This is a genomic window from Pseudomonas rhodesiae, from assembly GCF_007858255.1.
GTDB classification, from domain to species: domain Bacteria; phylum Pseudomonadota; class Gammaproteobacteria; order Pseudomonadales; family Pseudomonadaceae; genus Aquipseudomonas; species Aquipseudomonas rhodesiae.
The window spans coordinates 1-24,644 of sequence record NZ_VFEU01000036.1; the positions used below are offsets into that span (position 1 = coordinate 1).

Sequence of the window (24,644 nt, forward strand, 5' to 3'; positions counted from 1 at the left end):
GGTAGTACACAATCCTGAAAACCGGCAAATCTCGACGTAAAACTTTACAGCGTAAATTATCGAAAAAGCCCCTAAATAGGGGCTTTCAGGCAAAAACCTTACATTATCGTCTCAGGTGTTCGCTAGAACGGGATATCGTCATCAAAGCTGTCGAAATCCGCCGCCGGCTGAGGTGCCGCCTGCTGTGGCGCTGGACGCGACTCACGCTGTGGCTGCTGACTTGGCTGTGGGCGCGACTGCTGTGGACGCGGTGCCGAGTTGGACATGCCGCCCTGGCCCTGTTGGTCGCCCTGTGGACGGCCGCCCAGCAGTTGCATGGTGCCTTGCATGTCGACCACGATTTCAGTGGTGTAACGCTTGATGCCGTCTTTTTCCCACTCGCGGGTCTGCAATTTGCCTTCGATGTAGACCTGGGAACCTTTGCGCAGGTATTCGCCGGCGATTTCCGCGACCTTGCCGAACATCGACACGCGGTGCCATTCGGTCTTCTCGACCTTCTGGCCGGTCTGCTTGTCGGTCCACTGTTCGCTGGTCGCCAGACTCAGGTTGGTCACGGCATTACCGTTAGGCAAGTAGCGAACTTCGGGATCCTGGCCGCATGTACCGACCAATATGACTTTGTTAACCCCACGGGCCATAACGTTCTCCTAAGCTGGGCGCGCTGTCGGCACTGGGTTGACCAGTTGCTCGAGCGTCGCGCGATCCAATAATTCGGTGTCCAATTTGATGTAGATCGCGGCTTCTTCCGCAACCACTACTGCGTCCGTTACTCCAACGACGGCCTTGAGGCGCTCGACCAAGCCAGCCTCGCGCATCGCTTCAGGCGATAACGGCAGGCGCAGGCTCGTCACATACGGAGGTTCGCGCATGGTAACAGCAAAGGCCAGCCAGAGGGCAGCCAGACCTGCGCACCCGAGGAACACAACCGACAAACCGCCATGCTGGAACATCCAGCCGCCCATGATGCCGCCCAATGCGGAGCCCAGGAACTGACTGGTGGAATACACCCCCATCGCCGTGCCCTTGCCGCCGGCCGGTGAAACTTTACTGATCAGCGAAGGCAGCGAAGCCTCCAACAGGTTGAACGCGGTGAAGAACACTACCGTGCCGATCACCAGTGCCCGCAGGCTATCGCCGAACTGCCAGAAGAATAGTTCAGTGAGCATCAATGTCGCGACGGCGCCCAGCAAAACACGTTTCATTTTGCGTCGCTTCTCGCCATAGATGATGAACGGGATCATGGCGAAGAATGAAATCAGCAACGCGGTCAGGTACACCCACCAGTGCTGTTCCTTGGGCAGACCGGCTTTTTGCACCAGGGCCAGGGGCAAGGCGACGAAGCTGCACATCAGCATGGCGTGCAATACGAAGATACCTAAATCCAGGCGTAGCAGGTCCGGGTGCTTGAGCGTCGGCAACAGCGCCTTGCGCGCCACGCCGGACTCGCGGTGCTGCAGCGTGCCGGTGGAGCGCGGCACCATGAACGCCACGATCACGATCCCGAACAACGCCATGCCGCCGGTGGCCAGAAACAAACCATGCAGACCAAAAGCGCGCGTCAACAGCGGGCCCACCACCATGGCCACGGCAAACGACAGACCGATGGTCATGCCGATCATGGCCATGGCCTTGGTACGATGCTGCTCGCGGGTCAGGTCCGACAGCAACGCCATCACGGCAGCGGAAATTGCCCCGGCGCCCTGTAGGATGCGGCCGGCGATTACGCCCCATATGGAGTCGGATTGCGCTGCGAGCACGCTGCCAAGGGCAAATACGACCAGTCCGAGATAAATCACCGGACGACGACCAATGCGGTCGGAAATGATCCCAAACGGAATCTGAAAAATCGCCTGGGTCAGGCCGTAGGCACCAATGGCCAGACCGATCAAAGCGGGGGTCGCGCCTGCGAGATCCATCCCGTAGGTCGCCAGTACCGGCAACACCATGAACATGCCAAGCATACGGAAGGCGAACACCAGGGCCAGACCGCTTGCCGCGCGGGTCTCACCGCTACTCATGCGTTCGCTGTGGGGATCGTGCATGGAAAAACCTCGTGTGAACCGGCGGCGATTCTACCAGTCCCATCGATTGAGAGGGTATATGCGGCGGTTTGCCGCGCAGCTTTCATGTAAGGCTGCAAGCGGCCTTTTGACAGTGTATATTCATCCAGTCTTTAGCCGTATACTCCGGCATTATTTACGCCCGCCGTGCGAGGCCATCTTGGACAAGATCCTGATTCGTGGGGCTAGAACCCACAACCTGAAGAACATCGACCTGACCCTGCCACGGGACAAACTGATCGTGATCACCGGCCTGTCCGGGTCCGGCAAATCGTCTCTGGCCTTCGATACGCTGTATGCCGAAGGTCAGCGTCGTTATGTGGAGTCGCTGTCGGCCTACGCCCGCCAGTTCCTGTCGATGATGGAAAAGCCTGACGTCGATACCATCGAAGGCCTGTCGCCAGCCATTTCCATCGAACAGAAGTCGACTTCCCATAACCCCCGTTCCACCGTGGGCACCATTACCGAAATCTATGACTATCTGCGCCTGCTGTATGCGCGGGTAGGTATCCCGCGCTGCCCGGACCACGACATTCCTCTGGAAGCCCAGACCGTCAGCCAGATGGTCGACCTGGTGTTGGCGCAGCCCGAAGGGGCCAAGCTGATGCTGCTGGCGCCGGTGATCCGCGAGCGCAAGGGCGAACATCTGTCCGTATTCGAAGAGCTGCGCGCCCAGGGTTTCGTGCGAGCTCGCATCAACGGCAAGCTCTATGAACTCGATGAAGCACCGAAGCTCGACAAGCAGAAGAAGCATTCTATCGATGTTGTCGTCGATCGCTTCAAAGTGCGGGCGGACTTGCAGCAACGCCTGGCGGAATCGTTTGAAACAGCGCTGAAACTGGCGGACGGTATTGCCCTGGTCGCACCGATGGATGACGAACCGGGCGAAGAAATCATCTTCTCCGCGCGCTTTGCCTGCCCGATCTGTGGCCACGCCATCAGCGAGCTGGAACCCAAGCTGTTCTCCTTCAACAACCCCGCCGGCGCCTGCCCGACCTGCGATGGTCTGGGGGTCAAGCAATTCTTCGACATCAAGCGCCTGGTCAATGGTGAGTTGACCCTTGCCGAAGGCGCGATACGCGGCTGGGATAGGCGTAACGTCTATTACTTCCAGATGCTCGGTTCGCTGGCCTCCCACTATAAGTTCAGTCTGGAAGTGCCATTCAGCCAACTGCCGGCAGACCAGCAAAAGGTCATCCTCAATGGCAGCGGCTCGCAGAATGTCGACTTCAAGTACTTGAACGACCGAGGCGATATCGTCAAACGTTCTCACCCGTTCGAAGGCATCGTGCCGAATCTGGAGCGCCGCTATCGCGAGACCGAATCGGCGAGCGTGCGCGAAGAATTGGCGAAGTTCCTCAGCACCCAGCCGTGCCCGGATTGCCGGGGTACGCGCCTGCGACGCGAGGCGCGTCATGTGTGGGTTGGTGAAAAAACCCTGCCGGCGGTGACCAATCTGCCGATTGGCGATGCCTGTGAGTACTTTGGTGAGCTCAAGCTCACCGGACGGCGCGGGGAAATTGCCGACAAGATTCTCAAGGAAATTCGTGAGCGTTTGCAGTTCCTGGTTAACGTCGGCCTGGACTACCTTTCGCTCGATCGCAGCGCGGACACGCTGTCCGGCGGTGAAGCCCAACGGATTCGCCTGGCCAGTCAAATCGGCGCAGGCCTCGTGGGTGTGCTTTATATCCTCGATGAACCGTCGATTGGTTTGCACCAGCGCGACAACGACCGGTTGCTGGGCACCTTGAAACACCTGCGCGATATCGGTAACACGGTGATTGTGGTCGAGCACGATGAAGATGCGATTCGCCTGGCGGATTATGTGGTCGACATCGGCCCGGGCGCAGGCGTGCATGGCGGGCATATTGTCGCGGAGGGCACGCCGGCCGAGGTCATGGCTCACCCGGATTCGCTGACCGGTAAGTACCTTTCGGGTCGAGTAAAGATCGAAGTCCCGGCCAAACGCACACCGCGTAACAAGAAGATGGCCCTGCACCTCAAGGGCGCGCGTGGCAATAACTTGCGCAATGTAGACCTGGAGATTCCACTGGGCCTGCTTACCTGCGTGACAGGTGTTTCCGGGTCAGGCAAGTCGACGCTGATCAACAACACGCTATTCCCCCTCAGTGCCACCGCCTTGAACGGCGCGACCACTCTGGAAGCGGCGGCACACGACAGCATAAAGGGCCTGGAACATCTGGATAAAGTGGTCGATATCGACCAGAGCCCTATAGGTCGCACGCCGCGCTCTAACCCTGCAACTTACACCGGGCTGTTTACCCCGATTCGCGAACTGTTTGCTGGGGTTCCGGAGTCGCGCTCCCGCGGCTACGGGCCTGGCCGGTTCTCGTTCAACGTCAAGGGTGGCCGCTGCGAAGCCTGCCAGGGCGATGGCTTGATCAAGGTAGAAATGCACTTCCTGCCGGACATCTACGTGCCCTGCGATGTATGCAAGAGCAAGCGCTATAACCGCGAGACCCTGGAGATCAAATACAAGGGCAAGAGCATCCACGAAACCCTCGAAATGACGATCGAGGAAGCGCGGGAGTTCTTCGATGCAGTTCCGGCACTGGCGCGCAAGCTGCAGACTTTGATGGATGTAGGCTTGTCGTATATCAAGCTCGGACAGTCGGCTACTACTCTGTCCGGCGGTGAGGCGCAACGGGTGAAGTTGTCTCGCGAACTATCCAAGCGCGATACCGGCAAGACTTTGTACATACTGGACGAGCCGACCACCGGCCTGCACTTCGCCGATATCCAGCAACTGCTGGATGTACTGCACCGACTCCGTGACCATGGCAATACCGTGGTCGTGATCGAGCATAACCTGGATGTGATCAAGACGGCCGACTGGCTGGTGGACCTCGGGCCGGAAGGTGGTTCCAAGGGTGGCCAGATCATCGCAGTGGGCACGCCGGAGCAGGTCTCCGAGATGCCCCAATCCCACACGGGTTACTACTTGAAACCTTTGCTGGCACGCGATCGGGCCTGATTTATCCGGCGCAATAAAAAGCCCCTGTCACCTTATTGGGTGACAGGGGCTTTTTCGTACCGGAAATCAGAACTGCGATTGCAGGTAGTTTTCCAGACCAATCAGCTTGATCAGACCCAGCTGTTTTTCCAGCCAGTAGGTGTGATCTTCTTCAGTGTCGTTCAACTGCACACGCAGAATTTCGCGGGTGACGTAGTCGTTATGCTGTTCGCATAACTCAATGCCCTTGCAGAGCGCGGCACGAACTTTGTACTCAAGGCGAAGGTCGGCGGCGAGCATGTCAGGTACCGTCGTGCCCACATCCAGATCATCAGGGCGCATACGTGGCGTTCCCTCGAGCATCAAGATGCGGCGCATCAGCGCATCGGCGTGCTGTGCCTCTTCTTCCATTTCATGGTTGATACGCTCGTAGAGCTCGGTAAAGCCCCAGTCTTCGTACATGCGCGAATGGATGAAATATTGGTCACGAGCTGCCAGTTCTCCCGTCAGCAACGTGTTGAGGTAATCGATTACGTCGGGGTGACCTTGCATCGCCCTACATCTCCCTGCTTGAAAGTCTGTAGTTTGAACCATGATGACCCGGAGGTCACGAGACCAACGGCAGAAAAGTGAAGATTTATCGCGAAAAGTAGCTGAAATAACGCAAAAACCGCCCAAATGAGGGCGGTTCTGCTTCTCGTTTAGAGTCAGTTAAGCGATACACCCAGCGCCTTTGCGATTGCTTCTCCGTAAGCGGGGTCTGCTTTGTAGAAGTGTCGCAACTGACGCCCAACGACATCACCCGAAACCCCAGACATAGCACCAGCAATGTTGTTGGTGAGCAGAGCTTTCTGCTCATCGCTCATCAGCCGGAACAGCGCACCGGCGTGGCTGTAGTAGTCGGTATCTTCGCGATGATCGTAGCGGTCCGCCGCACCACTCAATGCCAACGCGGGTTCAGCATATTGAGGCGCTTGTTTCGGCGCGTCGGAATAGCTGTTCGGTTCGTAGTTGGGAGCCGCCCCGCCATTACTACCGAATGCCATGGAGCCGTCACGCTGGTAGCTATTCACCGGGCTGCGCGGCGCATTCACTGGCAGCTGCTGGTGGTTGGTACCGACACGGTAGCGGTGCGCATCTGCGTAAGCGAATACGCGACCTTGCAGCATACGGTCGGGAGACAACCCCACACCCGGAACCATGTTGCTTGGGCCGAACGCAGCTTGCTCTACTTCAGCGAAGTAGTTTTGCGGGTTACGGTTAAGCTCCAGCTCGCCAACTTCGATCAGCGGGAATTCCTTTTGCGACCATGTTTTGGTCACGTCGAAAGGATTTTCGTAATGAGCATTGGCCTGCGCCTCAGTCATGATCTGGATGCAAACCCGCCATTTAGGGAATTCTCCGCGCTCAATTGCATTGAACAGGTCGCGCTGCGCGTAATCGGGATCTGTTCCCGCGAGGCGCGCGGCTTCTTCCGGCGCGAGGTTCTTGATGCCTTGCTTGGTCTTGTAGTGCCACTTGACCCAATGCCGCTCGCCTTGCGCGTTGATCAGGCTGTAGGTGTGGCTACCGAAGCCGTGCATATGACGGTAGCCATCAGGGATACCGCGGTCAGAGAACAAAATCGTGACCTGATGCAGCGCTTCGGGAGAATGCGACCAAAAATCCCACATCATTTGCGCGCTTTTCAGGTTGCTTTGCGGCAGGCGCTTTTGAGTGTGGATAAAGTCAGGGAATTTCAACGGATCGCGAATGAAGAATACCGGCGTGTTGTTACCCACGATGTCCCAGTTACCCTCTTCGGTATAGAACTTCAAAGCGAAACCGCGGGGGTCGCGCTCAGTGTCAGCGGAACCACGCTCGCCACCGACCGTAGAAAATCGCAAAAAGGTAGGCGTCTGCTTGCCAACCGCTTCGAAAAGCTTAGCACTGGTGTATTTGGTGATGTCGCGGGTCACGGTAAACGTGCCGTATGCGCCCGAGCCTTTCGCGTGTACGCGGCGCTCAGGAATGTTTTCACGGTTGAAGTGAGCAAGCTTCTCGATCAGATGAAAATCATCAAGAAGCAGAGGACCACGCGGGCCGGCAGAACGAGAGTTCTGGTTATCCGCAACGGGAGCACCGCTCGCGGTGGTAAGGATTTTATCCTGGCTCATGTTCAATTTTCCTCAGGTCAGATGTGGCACTGCCGGCTAATCGGCTTGAAGGAAGTATTGATCATCAACATGACACTGACAAATTCATTAAATCGTAAGCATCAATAGAAAATATCTACCAACAATTCCTATACCCATGGTGCCAACTGCAATTTGAGGAAGCTTGTACCCATCGCGCTTTTCTTGTGCGCACAAAAAACCGGGCACTAGGCCCGGTTTTTCGTTACAGACTGTCGTCTTACTCGGCGCTTACAGCTTCGCCAGCAGTAGCACGATCAACCAACTCGACGTACGCCATTGGCGCGTTGTCGCCAGCGCGGAAACCGCACTTGAGGATGCGCAGGTAGCCACCCTCACGGGTAGCGTAGCGCTTACCCAGGTCGTTGAAGAGCTTACCAACGATAGCTTTCGAACGAGTACGGTCGAAAGCCAGACGGCGGTTAGCCAGGCTGTCTGTCTTAGCCAAAGTAATCAGCGGCTCAGCAACGCGACGCAGTTCTTTAGCTTTCGGCAGTGTAGTTTTGATCAGCTCGTGCTCGAACAGCGACACCGCCATGTTCTGGAACATGGCCTTGCGGTGCGAGCTGGTACGGCTCAGGTGACGACCACTTTTACGATGACGCATGGTTCATTCCTTACCAAACTCACGTTCGGTGATTACGACGATCAGGCAGTCGCCTTGTCGTCCTTCTTAAGACTTGCAGGCGGCCAGTTGTCGAGGCGCATGCCGAGGGACAGACCGCGGGAGGCCAGAACGTCCTTGATTTCGGTCAAGGATTTCTTGCCCAGGTTCGGAGTCTTCAACAGTTCTACTTCGGTACGCTGAATCAGGTCGCCGATGTAGTAAATGTTTTCCGCCTTAAGGCAGTTAGCCGAACGTACAGTCAGTTCCAGATCGTCAACCGGGCGAAGCAGGATCGGATCGATCTCGTCTTCCTGCTCGATTACCACTGGTTCGCTGTCACCTTTGAGATCGACGAACGCAGCCAACTGCTGTTGCAGAATGGTTGCAGCGCGGCGGATAGCCTCTTCAGGATCCAGGGTACCGTTGGTTTCCAGATCAATAACCAGCTTGTCCAGGTTAGTACGCTGTTCGACACGGGCGTTTTCCACCACGTATGCGATACGGCGAACCGGGCTGAACGAAGAGTCAAGCTGCAAGCGACCAATGCTGCGGCTTTCGTCTTCATCGCTCTGACGCGAGTCGGCCGGTTCATAACCACGACCACGAGCTACGGTGAGCTTCATGTTCAGGGCGCCGTTAGACGCCAGGTTAGCGATTACGTGATCGGGGTTAACGATCTCGACATCATGATCCAGCTGAATATCGGCAGCGGTAACCACCCCCGAACCCTTCTTCGACAAGGTCAGCGTAACTTCGTCACGGCCGTGCAGCTTGATAGCCAGACCTTTAAGGTTCAACAGGATTTCAATTACGTCTTCCTGTACACCTTCGATGGCGCTGTACTCGTGGAGCACACCGTCAATCTCGGCCTCGACTACTGCACAGCCGGGCATTGAGGACAACAGGATGCGGCGCAGCGCGTTGCCCAGGGTGTGGCCAAAACCACGCTCGAGAGGCTCGAGAGTGATCTTAGCGCGGGTTGGACTGACAACCTGCACATCAATGTGGCGGGGTGTCAGGAACTCATTTACCGAAATCTGCATGGATGCACCTATTTTCTAGCCCTTACTTGGAGTAGAGCTCGACAATCAGGCTTTCGTTGATGTCGGCGGACAGATCACTGCGAGCTGGAACGTTCTTGAAAACGCCCGACTTCTTCTCAGTGTCTACTTCTACCCATTCTACGCGGCCACGTTGGGCACACAGATCGAGAGCTTGGACAATGCGAAGTTGGTTTTTAGCTTTCTCGCGAACTGCGACCACGTCACCAGCACGAACCTGGTAAGACGGAACGTTTACGGTCTGACCGTTAACGCTGATCGACTTGTGCGATACCAGCTGACGTGATTCGGCACGAGTCGAACCAAAGCCCATACGGTATACAACGTTGTCCAGACGGCATTCGAGCAGTTGCAGCAGGTTTTCACCGGTTGCACCTTTCTTACCAGCAGCTTCTTTGTAGTAGCCGCTGAACTGACGCTCGAGAACGCCGTAGATACGACGGACCTTCTGCTTTTCACGCAGTTGGGTGCCGTAATCGGACTGGCGACCGCGGCGTTGGCCGTGGATACCAGGTGCTGCTTCGATGTTGCACTTCGATTCGATCGCGCGCACGCCGCTCTTCAGGAAGAGATCGGTGCCTTCGCGACGAGCGAGTTTGCATTTTGGACCAATGTAACGAGCCATTCTTTACAATCTCCTGGATTACACGCGGCGCTTCTTCGGCGGACGGCACCCGTTGTGCGGGATTGGCGTCACGTCGGTGATGCTGGCGATCTTATAGCCACAGCCGTTCAAAGCACGGACAGCAGACTCACGACCTGGACCTGGACCCTTGACGTTAACGTCGAGGTTTTTCAGGCCGTATTCCAGCGCAGCTTGACCAGCACGTTCAGCAGCTACTTGAGCAGCAAACGGGGTGGACTTGCGGGAACCGCGGAAACCCGAACCACCGGAGGTAGCCCAAGAAAGCGCGTTACCTTGACGGTCGGTGATGGTCACGATGGTGTTGTTAAAAGAAGCATGGATGTGGGCGATGCCATCAACCACTGTCTTTTTAACTTTTTTACGAGGACGAGCAGCAGGTTTTGCCATGATAATTTTCCTGTCGATTCGCGGGGGCGATTACTTGCGGATCGGCTTACGCGGACCTTTACGGGTACGCGCGTTAGTCTTGGTACGCTGACCGCGTACTGGAAGACCACGACGATGACGCAGACCGCGATAGCAACCGAGGTCCATCAAACGCTTGATTTTCATGTTGATTTCGCGACGCAGATCACCTTCAGTGGTGAACTTCGCCACTTCGCCACGCAGCTGTTCAATCTGCTCGTCGCTCAGATCCTTGATCTTAGCGGCTGGGTTTACCCCAGCAACTGCGCAAATTTTCTGCGCAGTAGTGCGACCAACACCATAGATGTAGGTCAGCGAGATAACAGTGTGCTTGTTATCTGGAATGTTAACGCCTGCAATACGGGCCATTCAGTGGGACTCCAATTGACAGCTACCTACGCCCCGGAAGCCAAGAAATAGGGCGCGAGATAATATCGCTGTAATAACAAATAATCAACCCGGCAGCGCACTAGCTGCCGGGCTTCAAGCGGATCACACTCAGCCTTGGCGCTGTTTGTGACGCGGTTCCGCGCTGCAAATTACTCGAACAACACCTTCGCGGCGAATAATCTTGCAGTTACGGCACAGCTTTTTCACCGATGCACGAACTTTCATCACCAACTCCTCGAACCTTATGGGTACTCAGCGCAACATGCCGCTGCCGTAACCCTTCAGGTTGGCTTTCTTCATCAGGGATTCGTACTGGTGCGAAACGAGGTGCGATTGTACTTGGGACATGAAGTCCATCACAACCACGACCACGATCAGCAACGAGGTCCCGCCAAGGTAGAACGGAACGTTTGCTGCAACCACCAGAAACTGGGGCAACAAGCACACGGCCGTCATATATAGAGCACCGAACAGGGTCAAGCGAGTCAGAACGCCATCAATGTAGCGTGCAGACTGCTCACCTGGACGAATACCCGGAATAAAGGCACCGGACTTCTTCAGGTTTTCCGCTACGTCTTTCGGATTGAACATCAACGCCGTATAGAAGAAGCAGAAGAAAATAATCCCTGCACTAAACAGCAGAATATTCAACGGCTGACCAGGAGCGATCGACTGAGAGAGGTCCTGCAGCCAGCCCATATTTTCAGACTGACCAAACCAGGTACCCAACGAAGCCGGAAACAGCAAAATGCTGCTCGCGAAAATTGCCGGAATAACACCGGCCATATTCACTTTCAGCGGCAAGTGGCTGGTCTGCGCGGCAAAAACCTTACGGCCCTGCTGACGCTTGGCGTAATGAACAGCGATACGACGCTGACCACGCTCAATGAACACCACAAAACCGATAATCGCTACTGCCAGCAAACCGATGGCAACCAAGGCGAAGATATTGATATCACCCTGACGTGCAGACTCGAAAGACTGCCCAATCGCTCTCGGAAGACCGGCGACGATACCTGCGAAAATCAACATCGAGATACCGTTACCAACACCACGCTCAGTAATCTGCTCACCCAGCCACATCATGAACATTGCACCAGCCACAAAAGTGGACACCGCAACGAAATGGAAGCCAAAGTCACCAGTGAACGCGACACCCTGCCCGGCCAGGCCAACGGACATGCCGATAGCTTGAACCAGAGCGAGGATGACAGTGCCGTAGCGGGTGTACTGGCTAATCTTGCGACGGCCAGCTTCACCTTCCTTCTTCAACTGCTCCAGCTGCGGGCTGACGGCTGTCATCAACTGCATGATGATCGATGCCGAAATGTACGGCATGATCCCCAGTGCAAAGATGCTCATCCGCTCCAGCGCGCCGCCGGAAAACATGTTGAACAAGCTAAGAATGGTCCCCTCATTCTGTCGAAACAGGTCTGCGAGTCGATCCGGGTTGATACCTGGAACCGGGATGTGTGCGCCTATTCGGTAGACGATAATCGCCAGGAACAGAAAACGCAGACGAGCCCAAAGTTCAGACATACCGCCTTTGCCGAGCGCAGAGAGAGCACCTTGCTTAGCCATTTATTCCTCGAACTTGCCGCCAGCTGCTTCGATAGCCGAACGCGCACCTTTGGTGGCGCCGATTCCCTTGCCGATAGTGACAGCGCGAGCCACTTCACCGGACAGCATGATTTTCACACGCTGTACGTTGACGTTGATCACGTTGGCATCTTTCAGGGTCTGCAGAGTTACGATGTCGCCTTCCACTTTAGCCAGTTCGGACAGACGCACTTCTGCGCGGTCCATGGCTTTCAGGGATACGAAACCGAACTTAGGCAGGCGACGATGCAACGGCTGTTGACCGCCTTCAAAGCCTGGAGCGATGGTACCACCGGAGCGGGAGGTCTGACCTTTGTGGCCACGGCCACCAGTCTTACCCAAACCGCTACCGATACCACGGCCCGGACGATGCTTTTCGCGACGGGAACCCGGCGCTGGACTCAGATCATTGAGTTTCATCGATTAACCCTCGACACGCAGCATGTAGTAAGCCTTGTTGATCATCCCGCGATTCTCGGGAGTATCCTGAACTTCTACAGTGTGACCGATGCGACGCAGACCCAGACCCTTAACGCACAGTTTGTGGTTAGGGATGCGGCCGGTCATGCTTTTGATCAGCGTTACTTTAACGGTAGCCATGATCAGAAAATCTCCTGGACGCTTTTGCCACGCTTGGCGGCAATGGATTCAGGGGACTGCATAGCTTTCAAACCTTTAAAAGTGGCGTGAACCACGTTTACCGGGTTAGTCGAGCCGTAGCACTTGGCCAGAACGTTCTGAACGCCAGCAACTTCGAGGACAGCACGCATAGCGCCGCCAGCGATGATACCGGTACCTTCAGAAGCAGGCTGCATGTACACCTTCGAAGCGCCATGGGCGGACTTCATTGCGTACTGCAGGGTGGTGCCGTTCAGATCAACTTGGATCATGTTGCGACGAGCAGCTTCCATTGCCTTCTGGATCGCAGCAGGCACTTCACGCGACTTGCCACGGCCGAAGCCAACACGCCCTTTACCATCACCAACCACGGTCAACGCGGTGAAAGTGAAGATACGGCCGCCTTTAACGGTTTTGGCTACGCGGTTAACTTGAACCAGCTTCTCAATGTAGCCTTCGTCGCGCTTTTGGTCGTTATTTGACATAACTTAGAACTCCAGCCCAGCTTCACGAGCAGCATCAGCCAGCGCTTTAACGCGGCCGTGGTACTTGAAGCCAGAGCGGTCGAAAGCCACTTGCGAGACGCCAGCGGCCTTAGCACGCGTAGCGACCAGCTGGCCAACCTTTGTGGCCGCGTCGATGTTGCCAGTGGCACCATCACGCAGTTCTTTATCCAAAGTCGAGGCGCTTGCCAGGACTTTGTTGCCGTCGGCCGAGATGACCTGGGCGTAGATGTGCTGCGACGAGCGGAACACGCAGAGACGCACGACTTCGAGTTCGTGCATTTTCAGGCGTGCTTTGCGAGCGCGACGCAGTCGAGTAACTTTTTTGTCGGTCATTTGCTATGCCCTACTTCTTCTTGGCTTCTTTACGACGGACGACTTCGTCCGCGTAGCGCACACCTTTGCCTTTGTACGGCTCTGGTGGACGGAAGTCGCGGATCTCAGCAGCCACTTGACCTACCAGCTGCTTATCGATGCCCTTGATCAGGATATCGGTCTGGCTAGGAGTCTCAGCGGTGATGCCTTCCGGCAGTTCGTAATCCACTGGGTGCGAGAAGCCAAGGGCCAGGTTCAAAACCGTGCCTTTTGCTTGCGCTTTGTAACCAACACCGACCAGCTGGAGCTTACGCTCGAAGCCTTGGCTTACGCCTTGGACCATGTTGTTCACCAACGCACGCGTGGTACCGGCCATTGCGCGAGTCTGTTGATCGCCATTGCGAGCAGCGAAACGCAGCTCACCAGCTTCTTCAACGATCTCAACGGACGAATGGATGTTCAGTTCAAGAGTACCCTTGGCACCCTTCACCGAAAGCTGTTGGCCTGCGAATTTGACTTCGACACCGGCTGGCAGCTTAACGGGGTTCTTAGCGACGCGAGACATGCTTATCCCCCCTTAGAACACAGTGCAAAGAACTTCGCCGCCGACACCGGCAGCGCGCGCAGCACGATCCGTCATCACACCTTTGTTGGTGGAGACGATAGACACGCCCAGACCGCCACGAACTTTCGGCAGATCTTCAGCGGACTTGTACTGACGCAGGCCTGGACGGCTAACGCGCTTCACTTCCTCGATGACCGAACGGCCTTCGAAGTACTTCAGCTCGATGGACAGCAGTGGTTTGGTTTCGCTGCTGATCTGATAACCCGCAATGTAGCCTTCGTCTTTCAGGACTTTGGCAACAGCTACCTTCAACTTGGAAGATGGCATGCTTACGACGGACTTTTCAGCCATCTGGGCATTACGGATACGAGTTAGCATGTCCGCTAACGGGTCCTGCATACTCATGGGCTAGACGCTCCTAATACAAAAAAATTAGCCTTGCGGCTACATATGTCGCCGAGAATCTCCGAGCATAGAAAACACGGGCTCAGGCGAGCCGGGTATTCTAGACACACTCCGGAAATGAAACAAGCCCCAAAAGGGGCTTGTTCCAGATTCAAGGTCACCGGCGGTCAGTATCTTGCGATACCAATCGCCTGGACTCTGAAAGTACTTACCAGCTGGCTTTAACCAGACCTGGGACGTCACCACGCATTGCCGCTTCACGCAGTTTGTTACGGCCGAGGCCGAACTTGCGGTAAACGCCGTGTGGACGACCGGTCAGGCGGCAGCGGTTACGCATGCGCGAAGCGCTTGCGTCACGTGGCTGCTTCTGCAGAGCTACTGTAGCTTCCCAACGTGCTTCTGGACTTGCGTTCAGATCGACGATGATTGCTTTCAGTGCTGCACGCTTCTTGGCGTACTTGGCAACCGTGAGCTGACGCTTCAGCTCGCGGTTTTTCATGCTCATCTTGGCCATGGTCCTACTCCAATCAGTTGCGGAACGGGAATTTGAAAGCACGCAACAGGGCGCGACCTTCATCATCGTTCTTGGCAGTGGTGGTCAGGGTGATGTCCAGACCGCGGAGAGCATCGATCTTGTCGTAGTCGATTTCCGGGAAAATGATCTGCTCTTTCACGCCCATGCTGTAGTTGCCACGACCATCGAAGGACTTGGCATTCAGGCCGCGGAAGTCGCGAACCCGAGGCAGGGAGATCGACAGCAGACGATCCAGGAATTCGTACATACGCTCACGGCGCAGAGTTACCTTGACGCCGATCGGCCAACCTTCACGGACTTTAAAGCCAGCAATGGATTTCCGAGCGTAGGTCACAACGACTTTTTGGCCGGTGATCTTTTCCAGGTCAGCAACAGCGTGCTCGATGACTTTTTTGTCGCCGATCGCTTCGCCCAGACCCATGTTCAGGGTGATTTTGGTAACGCGCGGAACTTCCATCACGTTCCCGAGCTTAAGTTCTTCCTTAAGCTTGGGGGCGATTTCCTTCCGGTAAATCTCTTGTAGTCGTGCCATGGTCTTATCTACCTAGCAGTGTTCAAGCATCAACCGCTTTTTGGGTCGACTTGAAGACACGAATTTTCTTACCGTCTTCTACTTTGAAACCAACACGATCAGCCTTGTTGGTTTCGCCGTTGAAGATGGCGACGTTAGAAGCGTGCAGTGGCGCTTCTTTCTCGACGATACCGCCCTGTACGCCCGACATAGGGTTAGGCTTGGTATGACGCTTGACCAGGTTCAGACCACCTACAACCAGACGGTCGTCAGCGAGAACCTTCAGCACCTTACCGCGCTTACCTTTGTCTTTGCCGGCGATCACGATGATCTCGTCGTCACGACGAATCTTTTGCATGTCGGATCTCCTTACAGCACTTCTGGGGCGAGCGAGACGATCTTCATGAACTTCTCAGTACGAAGTTCACGGGTCACTGGCCCAAAGATACGGGTGCCGATCGGCTCTTGCTTGTTGTTCAGAAGAACAGCAGCGTTGCCATCAAAGCGGATAATGGAGCCATCTGCACGGCGTACGCCGTGACGAGTGCGGACTACAACAGCAGTCATCACTTGGCCTTTTTTCACCTTACCGCGAGGAATTGCTTCCTTCACGGTAACTTTGATGATGTCACCGATACCAGCGTAACGACGATGGGAGCCACCCAGCACCTTGATGCACATAACACGGCGAGCGCCGCTGTTATCGGCCACATCGAGCATGGATTGAGTCTGAATCATATAATTTCTCCGACCCCTAGTCCTTAGACTTCCACAGCGCGTTCGAGAACATCAACCAGTGCCCAAGACTTGGTCTTGGCCAGCGGACGAGTTTCACGAATAGTGACTTTGTCGCCGATGTGGCACTGATTGGTTTCGTCGTGCGCGTGCAGCTTAGTCGAACGCTTAACATATTTACCGTAGATCGGGTGCTTAACGCGACGCTCGATCAAAACGGTGATGGTTTTGTCCATCTTGTCGCTGACAACACGGCCAGTCAGCGTACGGACAGTCTTTTCGGCTTCAGCCATGATCACTTACCTGCCTGCTGGTTGAGCACAGTCTTCACGCGAGCGATGTCACGCTTAACTTGCGAGAGCAGATGAGACTGCCCCAACTGGCCAGTTGCTTTCTGCATGCGCAGATTGAACTGGTCGCGCAGCAAGCCGAGCAGTTGCTCGTTCAGCTGCTGTGCGGATTTTTCACGAAGTTCATTCGCTTTCATCACATCACCGTCCGTTTAACAAAGGAGGTGGCGAGCGGCAGCTTTGCAGCAGCCAGGGCGAAAGCCTCACGCGCCAGCTCTTCAGAAACACCCTCGATTTCATACAGGACTTTGCCTGGCTGAATCTGGGCTACCCAGTATTCCACGTTACCCTTACCTTTACCCATCCGCACTTCGAGAGGCTTCTTGGAGATCGGCTTGTCCGGGAATACACGGATCCAGATCTTGCCGCCACGTTTTACGTGACGGGTCAGAGCACGACGCGCTGACTCGATCTGACGAGCGGTGAGACGACCACGAGCTACAGACTTCAGCGCGAACTCGCCGAAGCTGACTTTGCTACCGCGCTGAGCCAGACCACGGTTGTGGCCTGTCATCTGCTTGCGGAACTTCGTACGCTTAGGTTGCAACATTTGGCGTACCCCTTACTTAGCAGCTTTTTTACGAGGCGCTGGTGCTTGTGGTTTCAGTTCTTCTTGGCGACCACCAATTACTTCGCCTTTGAAGATCCAAACCTTTACACCGATCACACCGTAAGTGGTGTGAGCTTCGTAGTTGGCATAGTCGATGTCGGCACGCAGGGTGTGCAATGGCACACGACCTTCGCGATACCATTCAGTACGTGCGATTTCAGCACCGCCGAGACGACCGCTCACTTGGATTTTGATGCCTTTGGCACCAATGCGCATGGCGTTCTGTACGGCGCGCTTCATAGCGCGACGGAACATTACGCGGCGCTCCAGCTGCTGAGCTACGCTCTGCGCAACCAGCATACCGTCGAGTTCCGGCTTGCGGATCTCTTCGATATTGATGTGCACAGGCACACCCATTTGCTTGGTCAGGTCCTGACGCAGTTTCTCAACATCTTCACCTTTCTTCCCGATTACGATACCTGGGCGAGCGGTGTGGATGGTGATACGTGCAGTTTGGGCCGGACGATGGATATCGATACGGCTTACGGACGCGCTTTTTAGTTTGTCTTGGAGATACTCACGCACCTTCAGATCAGCGAACAAATAGTCCGCATAAGTCCGACCGTCTGCGTACCAGACGGAGGTGTGCTCCTTGACGATTCCCAGGCGAATGCCAATGGGATGTACTTTCTGACCCATCTCTTCGACTCCGTTACTTGTCAGCAACCTTGACAGTGATATGGCAAGACCGCTTGACGATGCGATCAGCACGGCCTTTGGCACGTGGCATGATGCGCTTCAGCGAACGCCCTTCGTTGACGAAAACGGTGCTGACCTTCAGGTCATCAACGTCTGCGCCTTCGTTATGCTCGGCGTTGGCTACGGCCGACTCCAGCACTTTCTTCATGATCTCGGCGGCTTTCTTACTGCTGAAAGCCAACAGGTTGAGCGCTTCGCCCACCTTCTTCCCGCGGATCTGGTCGGCGACCAAGCGGGCTTTCTGGGCGGAGATTCGAGCGCCCGACAACTTAGCGGCTACTTCCATTTCCTTACCCCTTAACGCTTGGCTTTCTTGTCTGCCACGTGCCCACGATAAGTGCGGGTACCGGCAAACTCGCCCAGTTTGTGGCCGACCATGTCTTCGTTAACGAGAACGGGGACGTGTTGACGACCGTTGTGTACTGCGATGGTCAAACCGACCATTTGTGGCAGGATCATCGAGCGACGCGACCAGGTCTTAACTGGTTTGCGATCGTTCTTTTCCGCCGCCACTTCGATCTTCTTCAGTAGGTGAAGATCAATAAAAGGACCTTTTTTCAGAGAACGTGGCACTGTCGTATCCCTCTATTTACTTGCGACGACGGACGATCATTTTGTCGGTACGCTTATTACCACGAGTCTTCGCGCCCTTAGTCGGGAAGCCCCATGGCGATACCGGATGACGACCACCAGAGGTACGACCTTCACCACCACCATGTGGGTGGTCAACCGGGTTCATGGCAACACCACGAACGGTTGGGCGAACGCCACGCCAGCGTTTGGCACCAGCTTTACCCAGCGAACGCAGGCTGTGCTCGGAGTTCGAGACTTCACCCAAGGTCGCACGGCATTCAGCCAGTACTTTACGCATCTCACCAGAACGCAGACGCAGGGTCACGTAGACACCTTCACGAGCGATCAGCTGAGCCGAAGCACCAGCGGAACGAGCGATTTGCGCGCCTTTACCTGGCTTCAATTCGATGCCGTGTACGGTGCTACCAACTGGAATATTACGCAGCTGCAGAGCGTTGCCCGGCTTGATCGGTGCCAGAGCACCTGCGATCAGCTGGTCGCCAGCGCTCACGCCTTTAGGGGCGATGATGTAGCGACGCTCGCCATCTGCGTACAGCAGCAGAGCGATGTGAGCAGTACGGTTTGGATCGTATTCGATACGCTCGACAGTGGCAGCGATGCCATCTTTGTCGTTGCGACGGAAGTCGACCAGACGATAATGCTGCTTATGGCCACCACCGATGTGACGAGTGGTAATACGACCATTGTTGTTACGACCACCAGACTTCGATTTCTTCTCGAGCAGCGGTGCGTGAGGAGCGCCTTTATGCAGCTCCTGGTTGACCACCTTGACCACAAAACGGCGGCCAGGGGAAGTCGGTTTGCATTTAACGATTGCCATGATGCACCCCTTCCTTACTCAGCACTGCTGCTGAAATCGAGATCTTGGCCTGGCTGAAGGGAGATAACTGCCTTCTTCCAGTCATTACGCTTGCCCAGACCGCGAGCAGTGCGCTTGCTCTTACCCAGAACATTCAGGGTAGTAACACGCTCTACTTTCACGCTGAACAGGCTTTCGACGGCCTTCTTGATTTCCAGCTTGGTTGCGTCAGTTGCAACCTTGAAAACGAACTGGCCTTTCTTGTCAGCCAGAACCGTAGCCTTTTCGGAAACGTGCGGGCCAAGCAGAACTTTAAATACGCGTTCCTGGTTCATCCCAGCAGCTCCTCGAATTTCTTCACGGCCGACACGGTGATCAACACCTTGTCGTATGCGATCAGACTAACTGGATCGGAACCTTGCACGTCACGTACATCAACGTGTGGCAGGTTGCGAGCAGCCAGGTACAGGTTCTGATCAACAGCTTCAGACACGATCAAAACGTCGGTCAGGCTCATGTTGTTCAGTTTGCCCAGCAGATCTTTGGTTTTTGGACTTTCAACAGCGAAGTCCTGAACCACGACCAGGCGATCAGTACGCACGAGTTCAGCAAGGATGGAGCGCAGAGCTGCGCGATACATCTTCTTGTTGAGCTTCTGAGAGTGATCCTGCGGACGAGCTGCAAAAGTGGTACCGCCGCCACGCCAGATTGGGCTACGGATGGTACCAGCACGAGCACGGCCAGTACCTTTCTGACGCCAAGGGCGCTTACCGCCACCACGAACGTCGGAACGGGTCTTTTGCTGCTTGCTACCTTGACGGCCGCCGGCCATGTAGGCCACGACTGCTTGGTGAACCAGCGTCTCGTTGAATTCGCCGCCAAATGTCAGTTCGGAAACTTCGATCGCTTGAGCGTCATTTACATTTAATTGCATGTCAGCTTCCCCTTAACCGCGAGCCTTGGCCGCTGGACGTACAACCAGGTTGCCGCCAGTAGCGCCAGGAACAGCACCCTTGACCAACAACAGATTGCGTTCAGCGTCGACGCGCACTACTTCGAGGGACTGCACGGTCACGCGCTCAGCGCCCATATGACCGGACATTTTCTTGCCCTTGAATACACGACCAGGAGTCTGGCACTGGCCAATAGAGCCCGGGACGCGGTGGGAGACGGAGTTACCGTGAGTGTTGTCTTGGCCACGGAAATTCCAACGCTTGATCGTACCCTGGAAGCCTTTACCTTTGGACTGACCGGTTACATCAACCAGTTGACCAGCAGCAAAGATTTCAGCGTTGATCAGATCGCCAGCTTGGTAGTCACCATCTTCAAGACGGAACTCCATAACAGTACGACCAGCTGCAACGTTTGCTTTAGCGAAGTGACCTGCTTGAGCAGCAGTCACGCGCGAAGCACGACGCTCGCCGACAGTGACTTGCACTGCACGATAGCCATCGGTTTCTTCAGTTTTGAACTGGGTGACGCGATTCGGCTCGATCTCAATGACCGTGACCGGAATGGAGACACCTTCTTCGGTGAAAATACGGGTCATACCGCATTTACGACCGACTACACCAATAGTCATGTTGTAAACCTCATGAGTGTACGGGGCTTTCACCCGCTATGGCCGCCCATTTCAGAGCGTTACACGACTAAGACCCAAGTCTTAGCCGAGGCTGATCTGTACTTCCACACCGGCCGCCAGATCGAGCTTCATAAGAGCATCAACGGTTTTATCCGTTGGCTGGACGATGTCCAGTACGCGCTTATGAGTACGGATCTCGTACTGGTCACGCGCGTCTTTGTTGACGTGCGGGGAGACCAGAACGGTGAACCGCTCTTTACGGGTAGGCAGTGGAATTGGACCACGCACTTGAGCACCAGTACGTTTCGCGGTTTCCACGATTTCCTGGGTGGATTGGTCGATCAGGCGATGGTCAAAGGCCTTCAACCTGATACGGATTTGCTGATTTTGCATTGGATTTCAGACTCCGGCTGCTATTCCCACCGAGCGCAATACGCCCGTTAAAAGGAGGCGCAATTCTATAGACGGCCCCGATAGGTGTCAACCCAATAAAAAAGCCCCCGCTGAGCGGGGGCTTTTTCAAAACATCAAAGCAAACTCTAAAAGAGCTTACTCGATGATTTTAGCTACAACGCCAGCACCAACGGTACGGCCGCCTTCACGGATAGCGAAGCGCAGACCGTCTTCCATCGCGATGGTTTTGATCAGGGTAACAGTCATCTGAATGTTATCGCCTGGCATTACCATTTCAACGCCTTCTGGCAATTCGCAGTTACCGGTTACGTCAGTAGTACGGAAGTAGAACTGTGGACGGTAGCCTTTGAAGAACGGAGTGTGACGACCGCCTTCTTCCTTGCTCAGAACGTAAACTTCTGCAGTGAACTTGGTGTGCGGCTTAACCGAACCCGGCTTAACCAGAACCTGACCACGCTCAACGTCGTCACGCTTGGTACCACGCAGCAGAACGCCGCAGTTCTCGCCAGCACGACCTTCGTCGAGCAGCTTACGGAACATTTCAACACCGGTGCAGGTGGTGACGGTAGTGTCACGCAGACCAACGATTTCCAGTGGATCTTGTACGCGAACGATACCGCGCTCAATACGACCAGTCACAACAGTACCACGACCGGAGATCGAGAATACGTCTTCGATTGGCATCAGGAACGGCTTGTCGATAGCACGCTCTGGCTCTGGAATGTAGGTGTCCAGAGTTTCTACCAGCTTCTTGACGGCAGTGGTGCCCATCTCGTTGTCATCTTTGCCTTCCAGCGCCATACGGGCCGAACCAATGATGATTGGAGTGTCGTCGCCTGGGAAGTCGTAAGTGCTCAACAGATCGCGCACTTCCATCTCTACCAGTTCCAGCAGCTCAGCGTCGTCTACCAGGTCAGCCTTGTTCAGGAAAACCACGATGTACGGAACGCCTACCTGACGGGACAGCAGGATGTGCTCACGGGTTTGTGGCATCGGACCATCAGCGGCCGAGCAAACCAGGATCGCGCCGTCCATCTGGGCAGCACCAGTGATCATGTTCTTCACGTAGTCAGCGTGACCCGGGCAGTCAACGTGAGCGTAGTGACGAATGTTCGAGTTGTACTCGACGTGCGCGGTGTTGATGGTGATACCACGAGCTTTTTCTTCTGGCGCGCTGTCGATCTTGTCGAATTCAACTACGGCCGAACCGAAAACTTCGGAGCAGACGCGAGTCAGAGCAGCAGTCAGAGTGGTTTTACCGTGGTCAACGTGACCGATAGTGCCAACGTTGACGTGCGGTAGGGAACGATCAAATTTTTCTTTAGCCACGACAATTAACTCCTTGCCTAAAGGACTGAATCAGCCTTGTTTTTTGGATACAGTTTCAGCGATGTGCGCCGGAGCTGTGTTGTATTTTTTGAATTCCATAGAGTAGCTTGCGCGACCCTGAGACATGGAGCGAACGTCGGTCGCATAACCGAACATCTCACCCAACGGAACCTCGGCGCGAATCACTTTGCCGGAAACCGTATCTTCCATACCCAAGATCATGCCGCGACGACGGTTAAGGTCGCCCATGACATCACCCATATAGTCTTCAGGTGTAACAACTTCTACCGCCATGATTGGCTCAAGCAACTCACCACCACCCTTCTGGGCCAGTTGCTTGGTTGCCATGGAAGCAGCCACCTTAAACGCCATCTCGTTGGAGTCGACGTCGTGGTAAGAACCGTCAAAAACGGTTGCTTTCAGGCCGATCAGCGGATAGCCGGCAACAACACCGTTCTTCATCTGCTCTTCGATACCCTTCTGGATAGCAGGGATGTATTCCTTAGGAACGACACCACCCACTACTTCGTTCACGAATTGCAGACCTTCCTGACCTTCGTCAGCAGGAGCAAAACGGATCCAGCAGTGACCGAACTGACCACGACCGCCGGACTGACGAACGAACTTGCCTTCGATTTCACAGTTCTTCGTGATGCGCTCACGATACGAAACCTGAGGCTTACCGATGTTGGCTTCGACGTTGAACTCACGGCGCATCCGGTCTACCAGGATGTCCAGGTGCAGCTCGCCCATGCCGGAGATGATCGTTTGACCAGTCTCTTCATCAGTCTTGACGCGGAAAGATGGATCTTCCTGAGCAAGCTTGCCCAGAGCGATACCCATTTTTTCCTGGTCATCCTTGGTCTTAGGTTCTACCGCAACCGAAATAACCGGCTCCGGGAAGTCCATGCGAACCAGGATGATTGGCTTAGCGGCGTCGCACAAAGTCTCACCAGTGGTGACATCCTTCATGCCGATCAGGGCCGCGATGTCGCCAGCGCGAACTTCCTTGATCTCTTCACGGGCGTTTGCGTGCATCTGCACCATACGACCCACACGCTCTTTCTTGCCTTTAACCGAGTTGATCACGCCGTCGCCGGATGCCAACACGCCCGAGTAAACGCGGACAAAGGTCAAAGTACCCACGAATGGGTCGGTAGCGATCTTGAACGCCAGAGCCGAGAACGGCTCGCTGTCGTCAGCGTGACGCTCCATCTCTTCTTCCTCGTTATCAGGGTTAGTACCCTTGATAGCAGGAATGTCAGTCGGGGCAGGCAAGAAGTCGATAACGGCGTCGAGAACCAGGGGAACACCCTTGTTCTTGAAGGAAGAACCACAAACAGCCAAGACGATCTCACCAGCGATAGTACGCTGACGCAGAGCGGCCTTGATTTCCACGTTGGTGAGTTCTTCACCTTCGAGGTACTTGTTCATCAGCTCTTCGCTGGCTTCGGCAGCAGCCTCGACCATGTTGTTGCGCCACTCATCAGCCAGTTCCTGCAATTCAGCAGGGATAGGCTTACGAACAGGAACCATACCCTTGTCGGCATCGTTCCAGTAGACAGCTTCCATGTTGATCAGATCAATCTGACCCTGGAAGTTGTCTTCGGAACCGATAGCCAACTGGATCGGCACCGGAGTGTGACCCAGACGTTGCTTGATCTGACCGATCACGCGCAGGAAGTTGGCACCAGCACGGTCCATCTTGTTTACGTAAACAAGACGCGGCACGCCGTATTTGTTGGCTTGACGCCATACGGTTTCCGACTGAGGCTCAACACCCGAAGTACCGCAGAACACAACGACAGCGCCGTCGAGCACACGCAGGGAACGCTCAACTTCAATGGTGAAGTCCACGTGGCCCGGGGTATCGATTACGTTGAAGCGATGCTCGTCTTTGTACTGCTTCTCAGAACCTTTCCAGAAGGCGGTAATAGCAGCAGAAGTAATGGTAATACCACGCTCCTGCTCCTGAACCATCCAGTCTGTGGTCGCGGCGCCGTCATGCACCTCGCCCATTTTGTGACTTTTGCCGGTGTAAAACAGTACGCGCTCAGTGGTGGTGGTTTTACCAGCATCCACGTGTGCGACGATACCGATGTTACGGTAGCGGCTAATCGGAGTAGTACGAGCCATAAAGCCCTCGCAAAATTAGTGAAGCTAA

General features: G+C 55.2%; 35 protein-coding genes. 1 reads left to right on the forward strand and 34 read right to left on the reverse strand.

Going from position 1 to position 24,644, the window contains the following annotated elements; all coding sequences use genetic code 11:
* Nucleotides 1–122: 122 nt before the first annotated feature.
* The gene (locus tag FIV35_RS27155; protein WP_017849542.1) at nucleotides 123–638 is read right to left on the reverse strand and encodes a single-stranded DNA-binding protein; all 516 of its coding nucleotides are present in this window, start codon (nucleotides 636–638) and stop codon (nucleotides 123–125) included.
* A gap of 9 nt (nucleotides 639–647) precedes the next feature.
* Nucleotides 648–2,042 carry an MFS transporter gene (locus FIV35_RS27160; RefSeq protein ID WP_034100992.1) on the reverse strand — a complete coding sequence of 465 codons (1,395 nt, stop codon included), beginning with the start codon at nucleotides 2,040–2,042 and terminating at the stop codon, nucleotides 648–650.
* Between the two features lie 178 nt (nucleotides 2,043–2,220).
* On the opposite strand from FIV35_RS27160, the gene uvrA reads away from it, so the two are divergent.
* Nucleotides 2,221–5,055: an excinuclease ABC subunit UvrA gene (gene uvrA, locus FIV35_RS27165; RefSeq protein ID WP_083377942.1), complete on the forward strand. Its 2,835-nt coding sequence runs from the start codon at nucleotides 2,221–2,223 to the stop codon at nucleotides 5,053–5,055.
* A 66-nt stretch (nucleotides 5,056–5,121) separates the two neighbouring features.
* On the opposite strand, the gene bfr is transcribed toward uvrA, so the two are convergent.
* From bfr to fusA, 32 genes are all read right to left on the reverse strand, one after another.
* A complete protein-coding gene (bfr, locus tag FIV35_RS27170; RefSeq protein ID WP_003176400.1) occupies nucleotides 5,122–5,586 on the reverse strand; it encodes a bacterioferritin in 465 nt (154 codons plus the stop codon).
* A 155-nt stretch (nucleotides 5,587–5,741) separates the two neighbouring features.
* The gene (locus FIV35_RS27175) at nucleotides 5,742–7,190 is read right to left on the reverse strand and encodes a catalase (RefSeq protein ID WP_034139512.1); all 1,449 of its coding nucleotides are present in this window, start codon (nucleotides 7,188–7,190) and stop codon (nucleotides 5,742–5,744) included.
* A 238-nt stretch (nucleotides 7,191–7,428) separates the two neighbouring features.
* A complete protein-coding gene (gene rplQ, locus FIV35_RS27180; protein WP_003176402.1) occupies nucleotides 7,429–7,815 on the reverse strand; it encodes a 50S ribosomal protein L17 in 387 nt (128 codons plus the stop codon).
* A 41-nt stretch (nucleotides 7,816–7,856) separates the two neighbouring features.
* On the reverse strand, nucleotides 7,857–8,858 hold the full coding sequence (locus FIV35_RS27185) for a DNA-directed RNA polymerase subunit alpha (protein WP_003176403.1): 1,002 nt from the start codon (nucleotides 8,856–8,858) through the stop codon (nucleotides 7,857–7,859).
* A gap of 22 nt (nucleotides 8,859–8,880) precedes the next feature.
* On the reverse strand, nucleotides 8,881–9,501 hold the full coding sequence (gene rpsD / locus FIV35_RS27190) for a 30S ribosomal protein S4 (RefSeq protein WP_003176404.1): 621 nt from the start codon (nucleotides 9,499–9,501) through the stop codon (nucleotides 8,881–8,883).
* A gap of 18 nt (nucleotides 9,502–9,519) precedes the next feature.
* Entirely contained in the window at nucleotides 9,520–9,909 is a 390-nt protein-coding gene (gene rpsK / locus FIV35_RS27195; protein ID WP_002555466.1) for a 30S ribosomal protein S11, read from the reverse strand.
* A gap of 30 nt (nucleotides 9,910–9,939) precedes the next feature.
* Nucleotides 9,940–10,296 (reverse strand): 30S ribosomal protein S13, encoded by a 357-nt coding sequence (gene rpsM / locus FIV35_RS27200; RefSeq protein WP_003194635.1) that lies wholly within the window; start codon nucleotides 10,294–10,296, stop codon nucleotides 9,940–9,942.
* 129 nt (nucleotides 10,297–10,425) lie between these two features.
* Nucleotides 10,426–10,542: a 50S ribosomal protein L36 gene (rpmJ, locus tag FIV35_RS27205; protein WP_002555468.1), complete on the reverse strand. Its 117-nt coding sequence runs from the start codon at nucleotides 10,540–10,542 to the stop codon at nucleotides 10,426–10,428.
* Between the two features lie 27 nt (nucleotides 10,543–10,569).
* A complete protein-coding gene (secY, locus tag FIV35_RS27210) occupies nucleotides 10,570–11,898 on the reverse strand; it encodes a preprotein translocase subunit SecY (protein WP_003176406.1) in 1,329 nt (442 codons plus the stop codon).
* The gene (rplO, locus tag FIV35_RS27215; protein ID WP_034139513.1) at nucleotides 11,899–12,336 is read right to left on the reverse strand and encodes a 50S ribosomal protein L15; all 438 of its coding nucleotides are present in this window, start codon (nucleotides 12,334–12,336) and stop codon (nucleotides 11,899–11,901) included.
* A gap of 3 nt (nucleotides 12,337–12,339) precedes the next feature.
* The gene (rpmD, locus tag FIV35_RS27220) at nucleotides 12,340–12,516 is read right to left on the reverse strand and encodes a 50S ribosomal protein L30 (protein ID WP_003176408.1); all 177 of its coding nucleotides are present in this window, start codon (nucleotides 12,514–12,516) and stop codon (nucleotides 12,340–12,342) included.
* Between the two features lie 2 nt (nucleotides 12,517–12,518).
* Entirely contained in the window at nucleotides 12,519–13,019 is a 501-nt protein-coding gene (gene rpsE / locus FIV35_RS27225) for a 30S ribosomal protein S5 (RefSeq protein ID WP_010566852.1), read from the reverse strand.
* A 3-nt stretch (nucleotides 13,020–13,022) separates the two neighbouring features.
* Nucleotides 13,023–13,373, reverse strand: coding sequence for a 50S ribosomal protein L18 (gene rplR / locus FIV35_RS27230; RefSeq protein WP_003186037.1), 351 nt, complete (start codon nucleotides 13,371–13,373; stop codon nucleotides 13,023–13,025).
* A 10-nt stretch (nucleotides 13,374–13,383) separates the two neighbouring features.
* Entirely contained in the window at nucleotides 13,384–13,917 is a 534-nt protein-coding gene (gene rplF / locus FIV35_RS27235; protein WP_003176412.1) for a 50S ribosomal protein L6, read from the reverse strand.
* Nucleotides 13,918–13,929: 12 nt separating this feature from the next.
* Nucleotides 13,930–14,322 (reverse strand): 30S ribosomal protein S8, encoded by a 393-nt coding sequence (gene rpsH / locus FIV35_RS27240; protein ID WP_010566853.1) that lies wholly within the window; start codon nucleotides 14,320–14,322, stop codon nucleotides 13,930–13,932.
* 208 nt (nucleotides 14,323–14,530) lie between these two features.
* The gene (gene rpsN, locus FIV35_RS27245; RefSeq protein ID WP_003176414.1) at nucleotides 14,531–14,836 is read right to left on the reverse strand and encodes a 30S ribosomal protein S14; all 306 of its coding nucleotides are present in this window, start codon (nucleotides 14,834–14,836) and stop codon (nucleotides 14,531–14,533) included.
* A 13-nt stretch (nucleotides 14,837–14,849) separates the two neighbouring features.
* Nucleotides 14,850–15,389, reverse strand: a complete 540-nt coding sequence (gene rplE, locus FIV35_RS27250; protein ID WP_003194642.1) for a 50S ribosomal protein L5 — start codon at nucleotides 15,387–15,389, stop codon at nucleotides 14,850–14,852.
* Between the two features lie 22 nt (nucleotides 15,390–15,411).
* Nucleotides 15,412–15,726, reverse strand: coding sequence for a 50S ribosomal protein L24 (gene rplX / locus FIV35_RS27255; RefSeq protein WP_007896770.1), 315 nt, complete (start codon nucleotides 15,724–15,726; stop codon nucleotides 15,412–15,414).
* A gap of 11 nt (nucleotides 15,727–15,737) precedes the next feature.
* Nucleotides 15,738–16,106, reverse strand: a complete 369-nt coding sequence (gene rplN / locus FIV35_RS27260) for a 50S ribosomal protein L14 (RefSeq protein WP_002555479.1) — start codon at nucleotides 16,104–16,106, stop codon at nucleotides 15,738–15,740.
* A 23-nt stretch (nucleotides 16,107–16,129) separates the two neighbouring features.
* The gene (rpsQ, locus tag FIV35_RS27265) at nucleotides 16,130–16,396 is read right to left on the reverse strand and encodes a 30S ribosomal protein S17 (RefSeq protein ID WP_003176419.1); all 267 of its coding nucleotides are present in this window, start codon (nucleotides 16,394–16,396) and stop codon (nucleotides 16,130–16,132) included.
* A 2-nt stretch (nucleotides 16,397–16,398) separates the two neighbouring features.
* On the reverse strand, nucleotides 16,399–16,590 hold the full coding sequence (gene rpmC / locus FIV35_RS27270; protein WP_002555481.1) for a 50S ribosomal protein L29: 192 nt from the start codon (nucleotides 16,588–16,590) through the stop codon (nucleotides 16,399–16,401).
* Nucleotides 16,590–17,003, reverse strand: a complete 414-nt coding sequence (rplP, locus tag FIV35_RS27275; protein WP_003176421.1) for a 50S ribosomal protein L16 — start codon at nucleotides 17,001–17,003, stop codon at nucleotides 16,590–16,592. Before rplP ends, rpmC begins: the two co-directional genes overlap by 1 nt.
* Before the next feature lie 12 nt (nucleotides 17,004–17,015).
* Nucleotides 17,016–17,702, reverse strand: coding sequence for a 30S ribosomal protein S3 (gene rpsC / locus FIV35_RS27280; RefSeq protein ID WP_003176422.1), 687 nt, complete (start codon nucleotides 17,700–17,702; stop codon nucleotides 17,016–17,018).
* 13 nt (nucleotides 17,703–17,715) lie between these two features.
* Nucleotides 17,716–18,048, reverse strand: a complete 333-nt coding sequence (gene rplV / locus FIV35_RS27285) for a 50S ribosomal protein L22 (RefSeq protein ID WP_003103908.1) — start codon at nucleotides 18,046–18,048, stop codon at nucleotides 17,716–17,718.
* 11 nt (nucleotides 18,049–18,059) lie between these two features.
* Nucleotides 18,060–18,335 (reverse strand): 30S ribosomal protein S19, encoded by a 276-nt coding sequence (gene rpsS / locus FIV35_RS27290; RefSeq protein ID WP_002555486.1) that lies wholly within the window; start codon nucleotides 18,333–18,335, stop codon nucleotides 18,060–18,062.
* Between the two features lie 16 nt (nucleotides 18,336–18,351).
* On the reverse strand, nucleotides 18,352–19,176 hold the full coding sequence (gene rplB, locus FIV35_RS27295; RefSeq protein WP_003186055.1) for a 50S ribosomal protein L2: 825 nt from the start codon (nucleotides 19,174–19,176) through the stop codon (nucleotides 18,352–18,354).
* Between the two features lie 14 nt (nucleotides 19,177–19,190).
* The gene (rplW, locus tag FIV35_RS27300) at nucleotides 19,191–19,490 is read right to left on the reverse strand and encodes a 50S ribosomal protein L23 (RefSeq protein ID WP_002555488.1); all 300 of its coding nucleotides are present in this window, start codon (nucleotides 19,488–19,490) and stop codon (nucleotides 19,191–19,193) included.
* A complete protein-coding gene (rplD, locus tag FIV35_RS27305; RefSeq protein WP_003176424.1) occupies nucleotides 19,487–20,089 on the reverse strand; it encodes a 50S ribosomal protein L4 in 603 nt (200 codons plus the stop codon). Before rplD ends, rplW begins: the two co-directional genes overlap by 4 nt.
* Before the next feature lie 12 nt (nucleotides 20,090–20,101).
* Nucleotides 20,102–20,737 carry a 50S ribosomal protein L3 gene (rplC, locus tag FIV35_RS27310; protein ID WP_003194649.1) on the reverse strand — a complete coding sequence of 212 codons (636 nt, stop codon included), beginning with the start codon at nucleotides 20,735–20,737 and terminating at the stop codon, nucleotides 20,102–20,104.
* 81 nt (nucleotides 20,738–20,818) lie between these two features.
* Nucleotides 20,819–21,130 carry a 30S ribosomal protein S10 gene (gene rpsJ, locus FIV35_RS27315; RefSeq protein WP_003186070.1) on the reverse strand — a complete coding sequence of 104 codons (312 nt, stop codon included), beginning with the start codon at nucleotides 21,128–21,130 and terminating at the stop codon, nucleotides 20,819–20,821.
* A 156-nt stretch (nucleotides 21,131–21,286) separates the two neighbouring features.
* A complete protein-coding gene (tuf, locus tag FIV35_RS27320; protein WP_034139514.1) occupies nucleotides 21,287–22,480 on the reverse strand; it encodes an elongation factor Tu in 1,194 nt (397 codons plus the stop codon).
* A 30-nt stretch (nucleotides 22,481–22,510) separates the two neighbouring features.
* Nucleotides 22,511–24,616 carry an elongation factor G gene (gene fusA, locus FIV35_RS27325; protein WP_034100998.1) on the reverse strand — a complete coding sequence of 702 codons (2,106 nt, stop codon included), beginning with the start codon at nucleotides 24,614–24,616 and terminating at the stop codon, nucleotides 22,511–22,513.
* Nucleotides 24,617–24,644 lie beyond the last annotated feature (28 nt).

Bases quoted from the DNA above. Each gene is read 5' to 3' on its own strand.
- FIV35_RS27155 (WP_017849542.1), bottom strand. From the start codon at position 638: ATGGCCCGTGGGGTTAACAAAGTCATATTGGTCGGTACATGCGGCCAG.
- FIV35_RS27160 (WP_034100992.1), bottom strand. From the start codon at position 2,042: ATGCACGATCCCCACAGCGAACGCATGAGTAGCGGTGAGACCCGCGCG.
- bfr (WP_003176400.1), bottom strand. From the start codon at position 5,586: ATGCAAGGTCACCCCGACGTAATCGATTACCTCAACACGTTGCTGACG.
- FIV35_RS27175 (WP_034139512.1), bottom strand. From the start codon at position 7,190: ATGAGCCAGGATAAAATCCTTACCACCGCGAGCGGTGCTCCCGTTGCG.
- rplQ (WP_003176402.1), bottom strand. From the start codon at position 7,815: ATGCGTCATCGTAAAAGTGGTCGTCACCTGAGCCGTACCAGCTCGCAC.
- FIV35_RS27185 (WP_003176403.1), bottom strand. From the start codon at position 8,858: ATGCAGATTTCGGTAAATGAGTTCCTGACACCCCGCCACATTGATGTG.
- rpsD (WP_003176404.1), bottom strand. From the start codon at position 9,501: ATGGCTCGTTACATTGGTCCAAAATGCAAACTCGCTCGTCGCGAAGGC.
- rpsK (WP_002555466.1), bottom strand. From the start codon at position 9,909: ATGGCAAAACCTGCTGCTCGTCCTCGTAAAAAAGTTAAAAAGACAGTG.
- rpsM (WP_003194635.1), bottom strand. From the start codon at position 10,296: ATGGCCCGTATTGCAGGCGTTAACATTCCAGATAACAAGCACACTGTT.
- rpmJ (WP_002555468.1), bottom strand. From the start codon at position 10,542: ATGAAAGTTCGTGCATCGGTGAAAAAGCTGTGCCGTAACTGCAAGATT.
- secY (WP_003176406.1), bottom strand. From the start codon at position 11,898: ATGGCTAAGCAAGGTGCTCTCTCTGCGCTCGGCAAAGGCGGTATGTCT.
- rplO (WP_034139513.1), bottom strand. From the start codon at position 12,336: ATGAAACTCAATGATCTGAGTCCAGCGCCGGGTTCCCGTCGCGAAAAG.
- rpmD (WP_003176408.1), bottom strand. From the start codon at position 12,516: ATGGCTACCGTTAAAGTAACGCTGATCAAAAGCATGACCGGCCGCATC.
- rpsE (WP_010566852.1), bottom strand. From the start codon at position 13,019: ATGTCAAATAACGACCAAAAGCGCGACGAAGGCTACATTGAGAAGCTG.
- rplR (WP_003186037.1), bottom strand. From the start codon at position 13,373: ATGACCGACAAAAAAGTTACTCGACTGCGTCGCGCTCGCAAAGCACGC.
- rplF (WP_003176412.1), bottom strand. From the start codon at position 13,917: ATGTCTCGCGTCGCTAAGAACCCCGTTAAGCTGCCAGCCGGTGTCGAA.
- rpsH (WP_010566853.1), bottom strand. From the start codon at position 14,322: ATGAGTATGCAGGACCCGTTAGCGGACATGCTAACTCGTATCCGTAAT.
- rpsN (WP_003176414.1), bottom strand. From the start codon at position 14,836: ATGGCCAAGATGAGCATGAAAAACCGCGAGCTGAAGCGTCAGCTCACG.
- rplE (WP_003194642.1), bottom strand. From the start codon at position 15,389: ATGGCACGACTACAAGAGATTTACCGGAAGGAAATCGCCCCCAAGCTT.
- rplX (WP_007896770.1), bottom strand. From the start codon at position 15,726: ATGCAAAAGATTCGTCGTGACGACGAGATCATCGTGATCGCCGGCAAA.
- rplN (WP_002555479.1), bottom strand. From the start codon at position 16,106: ATGATTCAGACTCAATCCATGCTCGATGTGGCCGATAACAGCGGCGCT.
- rpsQ (WP_003176419.1), bottom strand. From the start codon at position 16,396: ATGGCTGAAGCCGAAAAGACTGTCCGTACGCTGACTGGCCGTGTTGTC.
- rpmC (WP_002555481.1), bottom strand. From the start codon at position 16,590: ATGAAAGCGAATGAACTTCGTGAAAAATCCGCACAGCAGCTGAACGAG.
- rplP (WP_003176421.1), bottom strand. From the start codon at position 17,003: ATGTTGCAACCTAAGCGTACGAAGTTCCGCAAGCAGATGACAGGCCAC.
- rpsC (WP_003176422.1), bottom strand. From the start codon at position 17,702: ATGGGTCAGAAAGTACATCCCATTGGCATTCGCCTGGGAATCGTCAAG.
- rplV (WP_003103908.1), bottom strand. From the start codon at position 18,048: ATGGAAGTAGCCGCTAAGTTGTCGGGCGCTCGAATCTCCGCCCAGAAA.
- rplB (WP_003186055.1), bottom strand. From the start codon at position 19,176: ATGGCAATCGTTAAATGCAAACCGACTTCCCCTGGCCGCCGTTTTGTG.
- rplW (WP_002555488.1), bottom strand. From the start codon at position 19,490: ATGAACCAGGAACGCGTATTTAAAGTTCTGCTTGGCCCGCACGTTTCC.
- rplD (WP_003176424.1), bottom strand. From the start codon at position 20,089: ATGCAATTAAATGTAAATGACGCTCAAGCGATCGAAGTTTCCGAACTG.
- rplC (WP_003194649.1), bottom strand. From the start codon at position 20,737: ATGACTATTGGTGTAGTCGGTCGTAAATGCGGTATGACCCGTATTTTC.
- rpsJ (WP_003186070.1), bottom strand. From the start codon at position 21,130: ATGCAAAATCAGCAAATCCGTATCAGGTTGAAGGCCTTTGACCATCGC.
- fusA (WP_034100998.1), bottom strand. From the start codon at position 24,616: ATGGCTCGTACTACTCCGATTAGCCGCTACCGTAACATCGGTATCGTC.